At 61.6% G+C, this 13,764-nt stretch carries 9 protein-coding genes; 2 read left to right on the top strand and 7 right to left on the bottom strand.

The window, feature by feature from the left end:
• Positions 1-4 precede the first annotated feature (4 nt).
• The 7 genes from ACY4LX_RS12315 to leuC all read right to left on the bottom strand — a co-directional run bounded on the left by ACY4LX_RS12315 (position 5) and on the right by leuC (position 9,336).
• Entirely contained in the window at positions 5-2,665 is a 2,661-nt protein-coding gene (locus tag ACY4LX_RS12315) for a FimV/HubP family polar landmark protein (protein ID WP_463260055.1), read from the bottom strand.
• 208 nt (positions 2,666-2,873) lie between these two features.
• Complete coding sequence (locus ACY4LX_RS12310; RefSeq protein ID WP_463260054.1) at positions 2,874-3,884, bottom strand: aspartate-semialdehyde dehydrogenase; 1,011 nt, start codon at positions 3,882-3,884, stop codon at positions 2,874-2,876.
• A 165-nt stretch (positions 3,885-4,049) separates the two neighbouring features.
• Entirely contained in the window at positions 4,050-5,162 is a 1,113-nt protein-coding gene (gene asd, locus ACY4LX_RS12305; protein ID WP_149658895.1) for an aspartate-semialdehyde dehydrogenase, read from the bottom strand.
• A 69-nt stretch (positions 5,163-5,231) separates the two neighbouring features.
• Complete coding sequence (leuB, locus tag ACY4LX_RS12300) at positions 5,232-6,314, bottom strand: 3-isopropylmalate dehydrogenase (protein WP_463260053.1); 1,083 nt, start codon at positions 6,312-6,314, stop codon at positions 5,232-5,234.
• Between the two features lie 50 nt (positions 6,315-6,364).
• On the bottom strand, positions 6,365-7,123 hold the full coding sequence (locus ACY4LX_RS12295) for a class I SAM-dependent methyltransferase (protein ID WP_463260052.1): 759 nt from the start codon (positions 7,121-7,123) through the stop codon (positions 6,365-6,367).
• A gap of 139 nt (positions 7,124-7,262) precedes the next feature.
• Entirely contained in the window at positions 7,263-7,907 is a 645-nt protein-coding gene (leuD, locus tag ACY4LX_RS12290; protein ID WP_149658898.1) for a 3-isopropylmalate dehydratase small subunit, read from the bottom strand.
• 10 nt (positions 7,908-7,917) lie between these two features.
• Positions 7,918-9,336, bottom strand: a complete 1,419-nt coding sequence (leuC, locus tag ACY4LX_RS12285; protein ID WP_149658899.1) for a 3-isopropylmalate dehydratase large subunit — start codon at positions 9,334-9,336, stop codon at positions 7,918-7,920.
• Between the two features lie 154 nt (positions 9,337-9,490).
• Here leuC and ACY4LX_RS12280 point away from each other — a divergent pair, with 154 nt between their 5' ends.
• Together ACY4LX_RS12280 and ACY4LX_RS12275 are read left to right on the top strand one after the other, a co-directional pair.
• Positions 9,491-10,381: a LysR family transcriptional regulator gene (locus ACY4LX_RS12280; RefSeq protein WP_149658900.1), complete on the top strand. Its 891-nt coding sequence runs from the start codon at positions 9,491-9,493 to the stop codon at positions 10,379-10,381.
• 69 nt (positions 10,382-10,450) lie between these two features.
• A complete protein-coding gene (locus ACY4LX_RS12275; RefSeq protein ID WP_149658901.1) occupies positions 10,451-13,729 on the top strand; it encodes a sensor domain-containing protein in 3,279 nt (1,092 codons plus the stop codon).
• Positions 13,730-13,764 lie beyond the last annotated feature (35 nt).

Here is a 13,764-nt window from a genome sequence, read left to right as displayed (position 1 = left end):
CGGATCAAGCCAGACGCGAAAGCATTTCCTTGGCTTCGCTCTTCTGCCCTGCATCACCCTCGGTCACGACTTCATTGAGGATGTCCCGGGCGCCATCGTTGTCGCCCATGTCGATGTAGGCCTGGGCCAGGTCGAGTTTGGTGGCGACTTCGTCAGTGCCGGAGAGGAAGTCGAAATCCGGCTCGTCGGCCACGGAAGCGGCCGCGTCTTCGGCGGTGAAGGTTGGCTCACCCATGCTCTGGGACAAACGATCCAGCTCGGCGTTGACGTCATCCAGTTCAGCCGCAAATGCATCCTTCGGCTCAGGCACGTCCATTTCGTCCGCCAGGGACAGGTCGAAATCCGCCGGCAGTTCCAGGTCGTCCAGCGCCGCTTCGGTCACGGCCGGCGGTTCGACAGGCGGCAAGTCCTTGACGCCTTCGTCCAGGTCCAGCAGGAAATCGTCTTCGGCCAGGGTCGCAGGCGAAGCGTCGCCACCGAGGTCCAGGTCCAGATCGAAGTCCGACAGGTCGTCGAGGTTTTCCTTGATGTCGGTCTGCTGCTGCAGCACCGATTCAAAGCTCAGATCGTCGTCCAGCGGGAATTCGTCCAGTTCCGCCAAGGCTTCCGGCTCCGCTGCCGGAGCAACATCTGCCGGAGAAACGTTTTCCAGGTCATCCAGGCTCAAGTCGAATGCGCTGTCGAGATCATCGGCGGCCGGATCCGCTGCCGGAACTTCAGGCTCATCCAGCAACAGGTCCTTGACGTATTGCGCGTCCAGCTCGGCGGCAATGGCCGCGGCAGCGATACCGCCGGCTGCGGCAAGCGCCATGGCCGGGAAACGGCTTTTCAGTTGTTCGACCTGGGCGAAGTTTTCGCCATTGGCCACCAACTGACGCTCCTGGGCCACGAACGCATCACGATCGCCTTGCTGACCGTAGACTTCCATCAGCTTCAGGCGCAGGTCGCTGCGTTGCGGCTCTTGCTTGATACCGTCTTCGAGCAAGGCTGCCGCCTGATTCAGGCGACCGGCAGTGATGTGCGACTGAGCGTGAGTCAGGACGTCGTCATTGCGTTCGGCGGCCGGGGAAACCAGCGGCGCGGCAATCACGGGGGCGACCACGACGGGCTCAATGATCGGAGCCGGCGCGGGTGCAGGCGTCGGCGCAGGTGCAGGCGTCGGCGCAGGTGCAGGCGTCTTGGCCAGCTTCACGGCTGGCGGCGGCACTTCAAGGCCTTCGAAGCTGCTTTCCGGCAAGTCTTGCTCGGGGGAAAACTCCTGCTCTTCAGCCAGGGCACGCGCCATGCGCAGGTGCTTTTCGGCTTCTTGCTGGGCTTTGCGGCGACGGGCCAGCAGCAACAGCAACAGCAGCAGGACGATGGCGCCGCCACCCACCAGACCCAACAGGACCGGGTTGGTCAGCAGGTCGTTGAATTTCTGGTCGTCGGCAGCCGCAGGAGTCGGCTCGACAGGCGTTTCGGCCGGGGCCGGTGTGACCTCAGGCGCCGTCACCACCGGCGCAGGGGTTGCCGGTGCCGCTTCCGTCGGGGTTGCCGCCGGCACCGGTGCCGGCGTCAGCTCGGCCGATATTGCCGGAGCAGCCGCCACTGCTGGCGCAGCCGGAGCAGCGCCCTCAGCTTGCAGCTTGGCCAGTTGATTGTTTTTCAGCTCGATCAGGCGTTGCAGCTTGTCCAGCTGACTTTGCAGGTCGGTCATGCGGCTTTTCAGTTCGGCGTTGTCACGACGGGTCGTGTCGAGGCTTTCCTGGGTCACCGCCAGTTTGTTGCTCAGATTCTTCGCGTCGCCAGCGGCACCTTTACGGCCCTTGCCAGATTCAGCAGACACCAGGCTCAGCTTGTCTTTCGCGGCCTGGGCGGAACCGGCATCAGCACTGCCACGCTTGGTCGCATCGAGTTGCTGCTGGCCAGTGCCAGGCTTGGCCACATAACGGCGACCCTGACGCCACGCGGTGTTCTGCGCGGCGACTTCAGCGATGGCTTTAGGCTGCGGCAAGCTGGTGCTTTGCACCTGATCCGGCATGCGCAGGACCTGGCCGGTTTTCAGCAAGTTGATGTTGCCATTGATGAAGGCATCCGGGTTCAACGCCTGGATGGCCAGCATGGTTTGCTGCACTGAACCGCCATTGCGCGCCTTGGCCGCGATTTCCCACAGGGTATCGCGCGGCGTAGTGGTGTAGGTCGACGGCTTGGTGGCGCCGGTCGCGGGTGCGGAGACCGCTTGGGACGGCGCAGATTGCGCGGCCGCATCGGCGGTTTGCGGCGAGAATTTGGACGGATCGAGCAGCACGCTGTAGTCGCGCAGCAAGCGACCGTTAGGCCACATCACCTGCACGAGGAATTTCACCATCGGCTCGGAGAGCGGTTTGCTGGACGTCACGCGCAGGATGCTTTTGCCGCTGGCGTTGAGCACCGGGGTAAAGGTCAGGTCATTGAGGAATGCCTGGCGATCAACCCCGGCCTTAGCGAAATCGTCCGGCGAGGCCAGGCTCGGCACCACTTCGGCAGCGGTGAGGTCCTTGACGTCGAGCAGCTCGATTTCGGCCACCAGTGGCTGGTTCAGCGTGGACTTCAGGGTCAGTTCCCCGAGCCCGAGGGCATGCGCCATACCGGAGGACAGCGCCGAGGCGGCCGCTATTGCTAACACCAGTTTGCGAACTTGAACCATAGCCTCATCCTTTGTTTGAACATTCCTCGGCCAGCGAGAAGGTGTTGAAAGTCGCTGCCGTAAGGCATTGCGCGCGGCGGCGAAGGGTCGTCGCGCGCGATCATTTCTTTGCTGCCCGGGAAGCCCCACAGGGTGACTCGCCGGCAAGCACTCCGGCCAAGCATAGCGCTCGGTTAGAATCATTCGACAAATTGTTGCCAAGTATCTTTTACAGCAGGTCTTTTATCAACAATTCAGCCACCTGCACAGCATTGAGCGCGGCGCCTTTGCGTACGTTATCTGACGTCAGCCACAGATTTAGTTCCGACAGGTCGTCGACACCGCTGCGAACCCGACCAACGTAGACCACATCCTGCCCTACCGCGTCACCTACTGCCGTCGGGTAATCGCCGGCTTCCACCAGCTCGATGCCCGGCGCGTCTTCCAGGGCAGCGTTCACTTTGGCCAGGTCGACAGCGCTTGATGACTGCAAGGTCACGCTAAAGCTATCGCCAAAAAACACCGGGGCTTGAATGCAAGTTGCGGAAATCTTTAATAAAGGCAGCGACATGACCTGGCGCAGCTCGCGCACCAGGCGTTTTTCCAGCAGCGTATGGCCTTGCTCATCCGGCTTGCCGACCTGGGCCAGCAGGTTAAAAGCCATCTGCCGATCAAAGAAAGTCGGTTCCAGCGGACGCACGTTGAGCAATTCGGCCGTCTGGCGCGCCAGCTCGGTGACGGCTTCGCGGCCCTGGGCGGACACGGCAAGGCTGGCGGTGACGTTGATGCGTTGCAGGTCGATCACGTCGAGCAACGGCGCAAGGACCACGGCCAACGTGGTGGCCGACGGGCTCGGGCTGCTGACCTGGAACGGCTTTTTCAGACCGGCCAGCACCTGGGCGTTGGCTTCCGGCACCACTTGCGGCGCTTCATCCGCTGGCAAGGCACCGGAAAGGTCGATCAGCGAGCAACCGGCGGCGCGGGCGCGGGATGCAAAACTCAGGGTCACGGCCGGGCCGGCGGCGAAGAACACCAGTTGCACCTTGTTGAAATCAAACTCATCGACTTCCCGCACCCGCACGTTCTTGCCGCGGAACGGCACCGAATGCCCGGCGGACTCGCTGCTGGCCAGCAGGTGCAGGTTGCCGACCGGGAAATCCCGTTCTTCGAGAATCTGCACCAGCGTTTCGCCGACAGTTCCGGTGGCGCCGATCACGGCAATATCAAAGGACTGGCTCATGGTTCTACCTCTGGCGAAACGGGGGGAGCGGCACTTTACCGGGTGGGTGGCTCACAGGCAATTCGGCCCACCCCGATCATTCCCACGCGGAGCGTGGGAATGATCGGTGGGCATAAAAAACCCGCACCTCTTTCAAGGCGCGGGTGCTTTCACAACTTCAAACGATCAACGCTCAAGCAGGATCCGCAGCATGCGACGCAGCGGTTCAGCCGCGCCCCACAGCAGTTGGTCGCCAACGGTGAACGCGCCCAGATACTGCGTGCCCATGTTCAGCTTGCGCAGACGGCCCACCGGTACGTTCAGGGTGCCGGTGACTTTCGTCGGGCTCAGTTCCTGAATGCTGGCTTCGCGGCTGTTCGGCACCAGTTTGACCCAAGGGTTGTGCTGGCTGATCAGCCCTTCGATGTCGGCGATCGGCACGTCTTTGTTCAGCTTGATGGTCAGCGCCTGGCTGTGGCAGCGCATGGCGCCGATGCGCACGCAGATGCCGTCGACTGGAATCGGGCTCTTGAAGCGACCGAGGATCTTGTTGGTCTCGGCCTGGGCCTTCCACTCTTCGCGGCTCTGACCGTTCGGCAGCTCCTTGTCGATCCACGGGATCAGGCTGCCGGCCAGCGGTACGCCGAAGTTTTCGGTCGGGTACGCGTCGCTGCGCATGGCTTCGGCCACACGGCGGTCGATGTCGAGGATCGCGCTGGCCGGGTCGGCCAGTTGATCGGCGACAGCGGCGTGGGTCGCGCCCATTTGCTTGATCAGTTCACGCATGTTCTGCGCGCCGGCACCGGAGGCCGCCTGATAGGTCATGGCGCTCATCCACTCCACCAGACCGGCTTCGAACAAGCCGCCCAGGCCCATCAGCATCAGGCTGACGGTGCAGTTACCGCCGATGTAGTTCTTGGTGCCCGCGTCGAGCTGCTGGTCGATGACCTTGCGGTTCACCGGGTCCAGCACGATCACCGCGTCGTCCTGCATGCGCAGGCTCGAAGCGGCGTCGATCCAGTAACCCTGCCAGCCGGCTTCGCGCAGTTTCGGGAAGACTTCACTGGTGTAGTCGCCACCCTGGCAGGTCAGAATCACGTCGAGGGTTTTCAGCTCTTCAATGCTGTAAGCGTCCTTGAGCGGAGCAATGTCCTTGCCCACGGACGGGCCTTGGCCACCGACATTGGAAGTGGTGAAAAACACCGGCTCGATAAGATCGAAATCCTGCTCTTCCAGCATCCGCTGCATGAGCACGGAACCGACCATACCGCGCCAACCGATCAGACCTACACGTTTCATCGCAACTACACCTTCTTTAAAAAGTGGGCCGCTGCTTTCGAAGTTGAAAGTGGCAGCGGGCCCGAGAGATTACAGATTCCGCAGCGCGGCGACTACTGCGTCGCCCATTTCCTGCGTACCGACCTTGGTGCAACCGTTCGACCAGATGTCGCCGGTGCGCAGGCCTTGATCCAATACCAGGCTCACGGCCTTCTCGATGGCATTGGCCGCCTCCTGCTGGTTGAAGCTGTAACGCAGCATCATCGACACGGACAGGATAGTCGCCAACGGGTTGGCTATGCCTTTGCCGGCGATGTCCGGCGCCGAACCGTGGCACGGCTCGTACATGCCCTTGTTGTTGGTATCCAGCGACGCCGACGGCAGCATGCCGATGGAACCGGTGAGCATCGACGCCTGGTCGGACAGAATGTCGCCGAACAGGTTGTCGGTGACGATCACGTCGAACTGCTTCGGTGCCCGCACCAGTTGCATGGCGGCGTTGTCGACGTACATGTGGCTCAGTTCGACTTCCGGGTAATCCTTGGCCACTTGCTCGACGATTTCACGCCACAGTTGGCTCGACGCCAGCACGTTGGCCTTGTCCACGGAGCAGAGCTTTTTGCTGCGCACCATGGCCATGTCGAAACCGACCCGGGCAATACGGCGAATCTCGCTTTCGCTGTAAGGCAGGGTGTCGTAGGCCTGACGCTCGCCGTTTTCCAGGACGCGGGTGCCACGTGGCGCGCCGAAGTAGATGCCGCCGGTCAGTTCACGGACGATCAGGATGTCCAGGCCCGCGACGATTTCCGGCTTCAGGCTGGAAGCCTCGGCCAGTTGCGGATACAGGATCGCCGGGCGCAGGTTGCCGAACAGGCCCAGTTGCGCGCGAATCTTCAGCAGACCGCGCTCAGGGCGGATGTCACGCTCGATGGTGTCCCATTTCGGGCCGCCCACGGCGCCCAACAATACGGCGTCGGCCGCGCGGGCGCGATCCAGGGTTTCGTCGGCCAGTGGCACGCCGTGCTTGTCGATGGCAGCGCCGCCGATCACGTCGTGGCTCAGCTCGAAGCCCAGGTTGTACTGGGTATTGGCCAGTTCCAGCACCTTGACTGCTTCGGCCATGATTTCCGGGCCAATACCGTCACCTGGGAGAATCAGAATCTGCTTGCTCATGCTTTCCTCATGTCATCAGTCGGTGCGCCTTGGGCGCGCCCGGAAAAATTCTATCGTTCTGCCATCAGCACCAGTACATCGGTACTAAACGAACCATCGGCTTCAATCTCAAAATATTCGCGCACTTCATTGCCCATCGACTGCTGCAACACGCGGATCGCCCCGCGCATCACGTCGGGCGTGCGCATGCGTTCCACCCACGAGGTGTACTCCAGACGCAGTCGCTGACGGGTGGTGCTGCGGGTATGCAACCCCGCTTCGCTGACCTGACGCAACCACTCGCCGGCGGAATAATCACGCACATGGCTGGTGTCGCGCAGCACTTCGACGCTTTGCAGGTAGGTGTCGAACAACGGACTGCCCGGCGACAACACATCGACAAACGCCGCTACCCCGCCCGGCTTCAGCACCCGGCGCACTTCCCGCAGGGCCAAACCAAGATCGCTCCAATGGTGCGCCGAATAACGGCTGAACACGAAGTCGAACTCGCCATCGGCGAACGGCAGGCGCTCGGCGGCACCGTTGACCGTGGTGATATTACTGAAACCACGATCAGTCGCCGCGGCGGCCACCACGTCGAGCATCTGCTGGGACAGGTCGTAAGCCACCACTTCCTTGACCAGCGAAGCCACGTGAAAACTCACGTGACCGGCGCCGCAACCCAGGTCCAGCACGCGGGCGTCACCCTGCCCGGCCAGTTCAGCCTGTAGCAGTGCGAATTCGGTGCCTTGAGCGTGAACGGCGCTGCTCAAGTAGGCCGAGGCCTGTTCACCGAATTGCTTTTGTACGACTTGGCTGTGCTGGGTCATGGGGACTTCCTTTTTGGGGTTTAGTCTTGTGGTGTCTGGGCGGGCCTCTTCGCGGGCAAGCCTCGCTCCTACAGGGGAATGCATTTCAACTGTAGGAGCGAGGCTTGCCCGCGAAGGCGTCATCCGGCCTTACACAAAATCAAACATCGCGAAACAACCACGGCTGACTCGCCCGGTGCTTGCTCTCAAACGACGCAATCGCCTCGTGATCCATCAAGGTCAGGCCGATATCGTCCAGACCATTCACCAGGCAATGCTTGCGGAATTCATCCAGCTCAAAGTGATAGACCTTGCCATCCGGCCGGGTCACGGTCTGGGCTTGCAGGTCGACCGTCAACTGGTAGCCAGGATTCGCTTCAACCTGCTGGAACAGCTCATCCACTTCCGCGTCGCTCAAGATGATCGGCAGCAAGCCGTTCTTGAAGCTGTTGTTGTAGAAAATGTCGGCGTAGCTCGGCGCGATGATGCTGCGGAAACCGTACTCTTCCAGGGCCCACGGCGCGTGTTCGCGGCTGGAACCGCAGCCGAAGTTCTCGCGGGCCAGCAACACGCTCGCGCCTTGGTAACGTTCGGCGTTGAGCACGAAATCCTTGTTCAGCGGCCGCTTGGAGTTGTCCTGGTAGGCATAGCCCACGTCCAGGTAACGCCACTCGTCAAACAGGTTCGGACCAAAACCGGTGCGCTTGATCGACTTCAGGAACTGCTTCGGAATGATCTGGTCGGTGTCGACGTTGGCCCGGTCCAATGGCGCGACCAAACCGGTGTGTTGGGTAAAAGCTCTCATGTGCGGTTCCTCAGATCAGTTCGCGAACGTCGATGAAACGACCGTTGACGGCAGCGGCAGCGGCCATCGCCGGGCTGACCAGGTGCGTACGGCCACCGGCGCCCTGACGCCCTTCGAAGTTGCGGTTGGAGGTCGAGGCGCAGTGCTCGCCCGACTCCAGGCGGTCCGGGTTCATCGCCAGGCACATCGAGCAGCCCGGTTCACGCCACTCGAAACCGGCTTCGAGGAAAATCTTGTCCAGGCCTTCGGCCTCGGCTTGCGCCTTCACCAGGCCCGAGCCCGGCACCACGATGGCTTGCTTGATGGTCGAAGCGACTTTGCGGCCCTTGGCAATCACCGCCGCCGCGCGCAGGTCTTCGATCCGCGAGTTGGTGCAGGAGCCGATGAACACGCGATCCAGCTGAATATCGGTGATCGCCTGATTGGCGCTCAAACCCATGTATTTCAGGGCGCGTTCGATGGAGCCGCGTTTGACCAGGTCCATTTCCTTCGCCGGGTCCGGCACGTTCTGATCAACCGCCAACACCATCTCGGGCGAAGTGCCCCAGCTGACTTGCGGCTTGATCTGGGTCGCGTCAAGTTCAACCACGGTGTCGAACACCGCATCAGCGTCGGAAACCAGGTCTTTCCACGCCTCAACCGCCATGTCCCATTCCGCGCCTTTCGGGGCGAATGGACGGCCCTTGACGTATTCCACGGTTTTTTCGTCGGCGGCTACCAAGCCAACACGCGCACCGGCTTCGATGGACATGTTGCAAATGGTCATGCGGCCTTCGATGGACAAGTCGCGAATCGCGCTGCCAGCGAACTCGATGGCGTGGCCGTTACCGCCGGCGGTGCCGATCTTGCCGATCACCGCGAGGACGATGTCCTTGGCAGTCACGCCGAACGGCAACTTGCCTTCGACCGAGACGAGCATGTTTTTCATTTTCTTGGCGACCAGGCACTGGGTGGCAAACACATGCTCCACCTCGGAAGTGCCGATGCCGTGAGCCAAGGCGCCAAACGCGCCGTGGGTCGAAGTGTGCGAGTCGCCGCAGACCACGGTCATGCCCGGCAAGGTCGCGCCCTGCTCCGGGCCGATCACGTGAACGATGCCCTGGCGCACGTCGTTCATTTTGAACTCGGTGATGCCGTATTCGTCGCAATAGTCATCGAGGGTCTGAACCTGCAAACGCGAGACCTGGTCGGTGATCGCTTCGATCCCGCCCTTGCGATCCGGGGTGGTCGGCACGTTGTGGTCCGGGGTGGCGATGATCGAGTCGACACGCCAAGGCTTGCGCCCGGCCAGGCGCAGGCCTTCGAAAGCTTGGGGCGAGGTCACTTCATGGATGATGTGGCGATCGATGTAGATCAGCGACGACCCATCGTCGCGCCGTTTCACTTCATGGGAATCCCAGAGCTTGTCGTAAAGCGTTTTGCCGGCCATCAGACGGTCCTCATCAGCGTGCTTCTATTTTCTATGCCTTGGGTTGTGCAGCGGTTCAATAACCCCTTGGCTTGTGAGGTCGATCCTAGGGGGTTACATTAAATAACTCAAATTCATATTTTTTATGCTTTGGATAACCAACTGGAATACCACAATGGATCTGGCCAACCTCAACGCTTTTATCGCGATTGCCGAGACCGGCAGCTTCTCCGGCGCTGGCGAGCGGCTGCACCTGACCCAACCGGCGATCAGCAAGCGAATTGCCGGGCTGGAACAGCAACTGAAGGTGCGATTGTTTGATCGCCTGGGTCGTGAAGTCGGCCTGACCGAGGCCGGTCGCGCCCTGCTGCCCCGGGCCTATCAGATTCTCAACGTGCTGGACGACACCCGTCGCGCCCTGACCAACCTCACCGGCGAAGTCAGCGGCCGCCTGACCCTGGCCACCAGTCACCACATCGGCCTGCACCGCTTGCCGCCCTTATTAAGGGAATTCACCCGGCGTTACCCACAAGTGGCGCTGGATATTCAGTTCCTCGATTCGGAAGTGGCCTACGAAGAAATCCTCCATGGCCGTGCGGAACTGGCAGTCATCACGCTTGCCCCCGAGCCCCACGCGCTGGTCAAGGCCACGCCGGTGTGGGACGACCCGCTGGATTTCGTGGTGGCCCCGGAGCATTCGTTGATCAGCAACGGCCCGGTCACCCTCGCGGACATCGCCCTGCACCCGGCGGTGTTCCCCGGCGGCAACACGTTTACTCATCACATCGTGCAGCGCCTGTTCGAGGCCCAGGGCCTGACGCCGAACATCGCCATGAGCACAAATTATCTGGAAACGATCAAGATGATGGTCTCGATCGGCCTGGCCTGGAGCGTTTTGCCACGCACCATGCTTGATGAACAGGTGGCGCGCATACCTTTGCCGGGCATACAACTCACTCGCGAGCTAGGCTATATCCTGCACACGGAAAGGACGCTTTCGAATGCGGCACGCGCCTTTATGGCCCTGCTGGATGCACAAATTGATCTGCCAGGGACCCACGGCTAACTTGTGCTACTCCTATAGAGCTGCAAAACCCCGTGCCTAACGCCCCATTCAGCCCAAGGCCTGCTGCCAATGCCCAAATCTGTTGACCGTATTCCGCCGATGCCGCGTATTCAGGCCATTGACCCGCAGCGGTCCGAGCAGAGCTGGGAAAGCGCGCCGCAGTTACTGGCCGCGCTCAACGGTGCGCGCTTGGGCGCCTGGTATTGGGACATCGAACGCGGGCAGATCAGTTGGTCCCGGGGCACCCAGGCGCTGTTCGGCTTCGATCCCAAGCAACCTTTGCCGGCGGATCTGGAATACCTCGACCTGCTGCCCCCGGAAGACCGGGCGAAAACCATCCGCGCATTTCATCAGGTGATTGCCGGCGCGCCGCTGGAACAGGCGATGCACCACCGCATCCGCTGGCCCGACGGCAGCCTGCACTGGCTGGAGATCAACGGCAGCCTGTTGCCGGACAAACACGGTCGGCCGCGGATGATCGGGGTGATCCGGGAAATCACCCACCAGCGCCAACGCGAACAAGCCCTGAGCAGCTCCGAAAAGCGTTTCGCCACGCTGTTCCACCTGTGCCCGAACATGGTGTTGCTGACCCGCCAGGAAGATGGCCTGATCAGCGAGGCCAATCAATATTTCGAAAGCCTGTTCGGCTGGCCGGTGCAAAGCGTGATTGGCCGTACCACCCTGGAACTGGGCCTGTGGGTGCATCCCGAGCAACGGGCGGTGCTGGTCAAGGCGACCAAGGCCAAGGGCGAACTGATCAGCATGGAAGTGCAGTTCCGCGCCAGTAATGGCCAGGTTCACGATGGCATCCTCAGCGCGCAAAAGGTCGAGCTCGAAGGCCAACCGTACTTGCTGAGCACCTTCCTCGACACCACCGAACGCAAGGCCGCCGAACATGCGCTCAAGGACAGCCAGGAACGCCTCGACCTGGCCCTGGATTCGGCGCAACTCGGCACCTGGGACTGGCACATTCCCAGCGGCATGCTCTACGGCTCGGCGCGGGCGGCCCAGTTGCACGGCATGGAGCCCAAGCCGTTTCACGAAGCCTTCGATGAATTTTTCGAAGGCGTGCCCGGCGAAGAACGGGACAGCATGCGCAATGCCTACCGCAGCCTGCGCGAAGGCCCGGCCGGCAATTATCAGTTGACGTATCGCGTGCAATTGCCCGACGGCAGTTCGCGCTTCCTGGAAAGCCGCGCCCGGCTCTATCGCGATGAAAACGGCGTGCCGCTGCGGATGGCCGGCACCTTGCTGGACATCACCGATCAGGTCGAGCGCGAGCAGCTATTGGTGGCCTCAGAGGAGAAATTCGCCACGCTGTTCCAGGTCAGCCCGGACCCGATCTGCGTCACGCGCCAGGATAGCGGCCAGTTCATCGAGATCAACTCCAGCTTCACCCAGATTTTCGGCTGGACCGCCGCCGACGTGATTGGCCGCAGCGCCGATGAAATCGGCCTGTGGGACGCGTCGGCAAAGAGCTTGCAACGCATTGAACAGGTGATCCGCGAACAGGGCCTGAACAACGTGGCGATCATCGTCCAGCACAAGGACGGGCAATCCCTGACCTGCGTGATTTCCAGCCGCCAGATCAGCGTCGGCGAGCAGCCCTGCATCGTCACCACCCTGCGCGACATCACCCAGCAACAACGCTCGGAAGCGGCGCTCAAGGCCAGCGAAGAGAAATTCGCCAAGGCGTTCCACTCCAGCCCCGATGCCATCACCATCACCGAGCGCGACACCGGGCGTTATCTGGAGGTCAACGACGGTTTCTGCCGCCTGACCGGTTACCGCGCCGATGAAGTGGTGGGCAAGACCGTGTATCAGGTCGGCATCTGGGCTGAAGAGAAACAGCGCTCATCGCTGCTGGCGGAGCTGCAAATCAAGGGCCGTGTGCACCACCAGGAAATGCTCGGGCGCAACAAACGCGGGGATCTGCTCACCGTCGAAGTCTCGGTGGAACCGATCACCCTCAACGAGACCGCATGCCTGCTGCTGACTGCCCGGGATGTCAGCCTGTTGAAGAACGCCGAGGCGCAAATCCGGCATCTGGCCTACCACGACCCGCTGACCAACCTGCCCAACCGCGCACTGCTGATGGATCGCCTGAGCCAGCAGATCGCCCTGCTCAAACGCCACAACCTGCGTGGCGCCTTGATGTTCCTCGACCTCGACCACTTCAAGCACATCAACGACTCCCTCGGGCACCCGGTGGGCGACACGGTGCTGAAGATCATCACTGCGCGACTCGAAGCCAGTGTGCGCATGGAAGACACCGTGGCGCGGCTCGGCGGTGATGAATTCGTGGTGCTGCTCAGCGGCCTGGAAGGTTCGCGCAGCGAGGTCAGCGAGCAGGTGCGGGACCTGGCAGACACCCTGCGCGAATTGCTCTCGGAACCGATGTTCCTCGACGGCCAGCGCCTGCAAGTCACGCCGAGCATTGGCATCGCGCTGATTCCCGATCACGGCTCGACCCCGACCGATTTGCTCAAGCGTGCAGACATCGCCCTGTACCGCGCCAAGGATTCGGGGCGCAACACCACGCAGATGTACCACAACACCATGCAGAAGGCCGCCAGCGAACGGTTGCGCATGGAAACCGACCTGCGCCTGGCCCTGTCCCGGGGCGAATTCAGTGTGCATTACCAACCGCAAGTCGATGCCCAGGACAACCGCATCATCGGCGCCGAAGCCCTGGTGCGCTGGAACCACCCGGAACTCGGTGCGCAATCGCCCACCGAGTTCATCAAGGTGCTGGAAGACAGCGGGCTGATTCTGGAGGTCGGGACCTGGATCCTCGACGAAGCCTGCGCGGCCTTCAAGCACCTGATCGCCAAACAACTGATCGACCCGCTCAACTTCAGCTTGTGCGTGAACATCAGCCCGCGACAATTCCGGCAGAACGACTTTGTCGAACGCATCGAGCGCAGCCTCAGCAGCCATGGCCTGCCCTGCTCGCTGTTGAAACTGGAAATCACCGAAGGCATCGTCATCCAGAACCTGGAAGACACCATCAATAAAATGCGCCGCCTGAAAAAACTCGGTGTGAGCTTTGCCATGGACGACTTCGGCACCGGTTATTCATCGCTGACCTACCTCAAGCGCCTGCCGGTGGACACGCTGAAAATCGACCAGTCCTTCATCCGCGACGCGACCACCGACCCCAACGACGCGGAAATCATCCGCGCCATCGTCGCCATGGCCCGCAGCCTGGCACTGGAAGTGATTGCCGAAGGGGTGGAGACGCCGGATCAACTGGAATTTCTGCAGGGATTGGGTTGCCATTTGTATCAAGGCTACCTGCACAGCCGGCCATTACCGGTGGAGGCGTTTCAGACGTTGCTCAAATAAATCCCGGGAATTGCCAGTTTTTCTCTCAGCCTGTA

Source organism: Pseudomonas sp. Emmai, from assembly GCF_055179735.1.
This window is presented reverse-complemented; position numbering and strand designations above follow the sequence as displayed.

What these genes read in the sequence shown, in the direction of transcription:
- ACY4LX_RS12315 (WP_463260055.1), bottom strand. Translation starts at nt 2,665, where the DNA reads ATGGTTCAAGTTCGCAAACTGGTGTTAGCAATAGCGGCCGCCTCGGCG.
- ACY4LX_RS12310 (WP_463260054.1), bottom strand. Translation starts at nt 3,884, where the DNA reads ATGAGCCAGTCCTTTGATATTGCCGTGATCGGCGCCACCGGAACTGTC.
- asd (WP_149658895.1), bottom strand. Translation starts at nt 5,162, where the DNA reads ATGAAACGTGTAGGTCTGATCGGTTGGCGCGGTATGGTCGGTTCCGTG.
- leuB (WP_463260053.1), bottom strand. Translation starts at nt 6,314, where the DNA reads ATGAGCAAGCAGATTCTGATTCTCCCAGGTGACGGTATTGGCCCGGAA.
- ACY4LX_RS12295 (WP_463260052.1), bottom strand. Translation starts at nt 7,123, where the DNA reads ATGACCCAGCACAGCCAAGTCGTACAAAAGCAATTCGGTGAACAGGCC.
- leuD (WP_149658898.1), bottom strand. Translation starts at nt 7,907, where the DNA reads ATGAGAGCTTTTACCCAACACACCGGTTTGGTCGCGCCATTGGACCGG.
- leuC (WP_149658899.1), bottom strand. Translation starts at nt 9,336, where the DNA reads ATGGCCGGCAAAACGCTTTACGACAAGCTCTGGGATTCCCATGAAGTG.
- ACY4LX_RS12280 (WP_149658900.1), top strand. Translation starts at nt 9,491, where the DNA reads ATGGATCTGGCCAACCTCAACGCTTTTATCGCGATTGCCGAGACCGGC.
- ACY4LX_RS12275 (WP_149658901.1), top strand. Translation starts at nt 10,451, where the DNA reads ATGCCCAAATCTGTTGACCGTATTCCGCCGATGCCGCGTATTCAGGCC.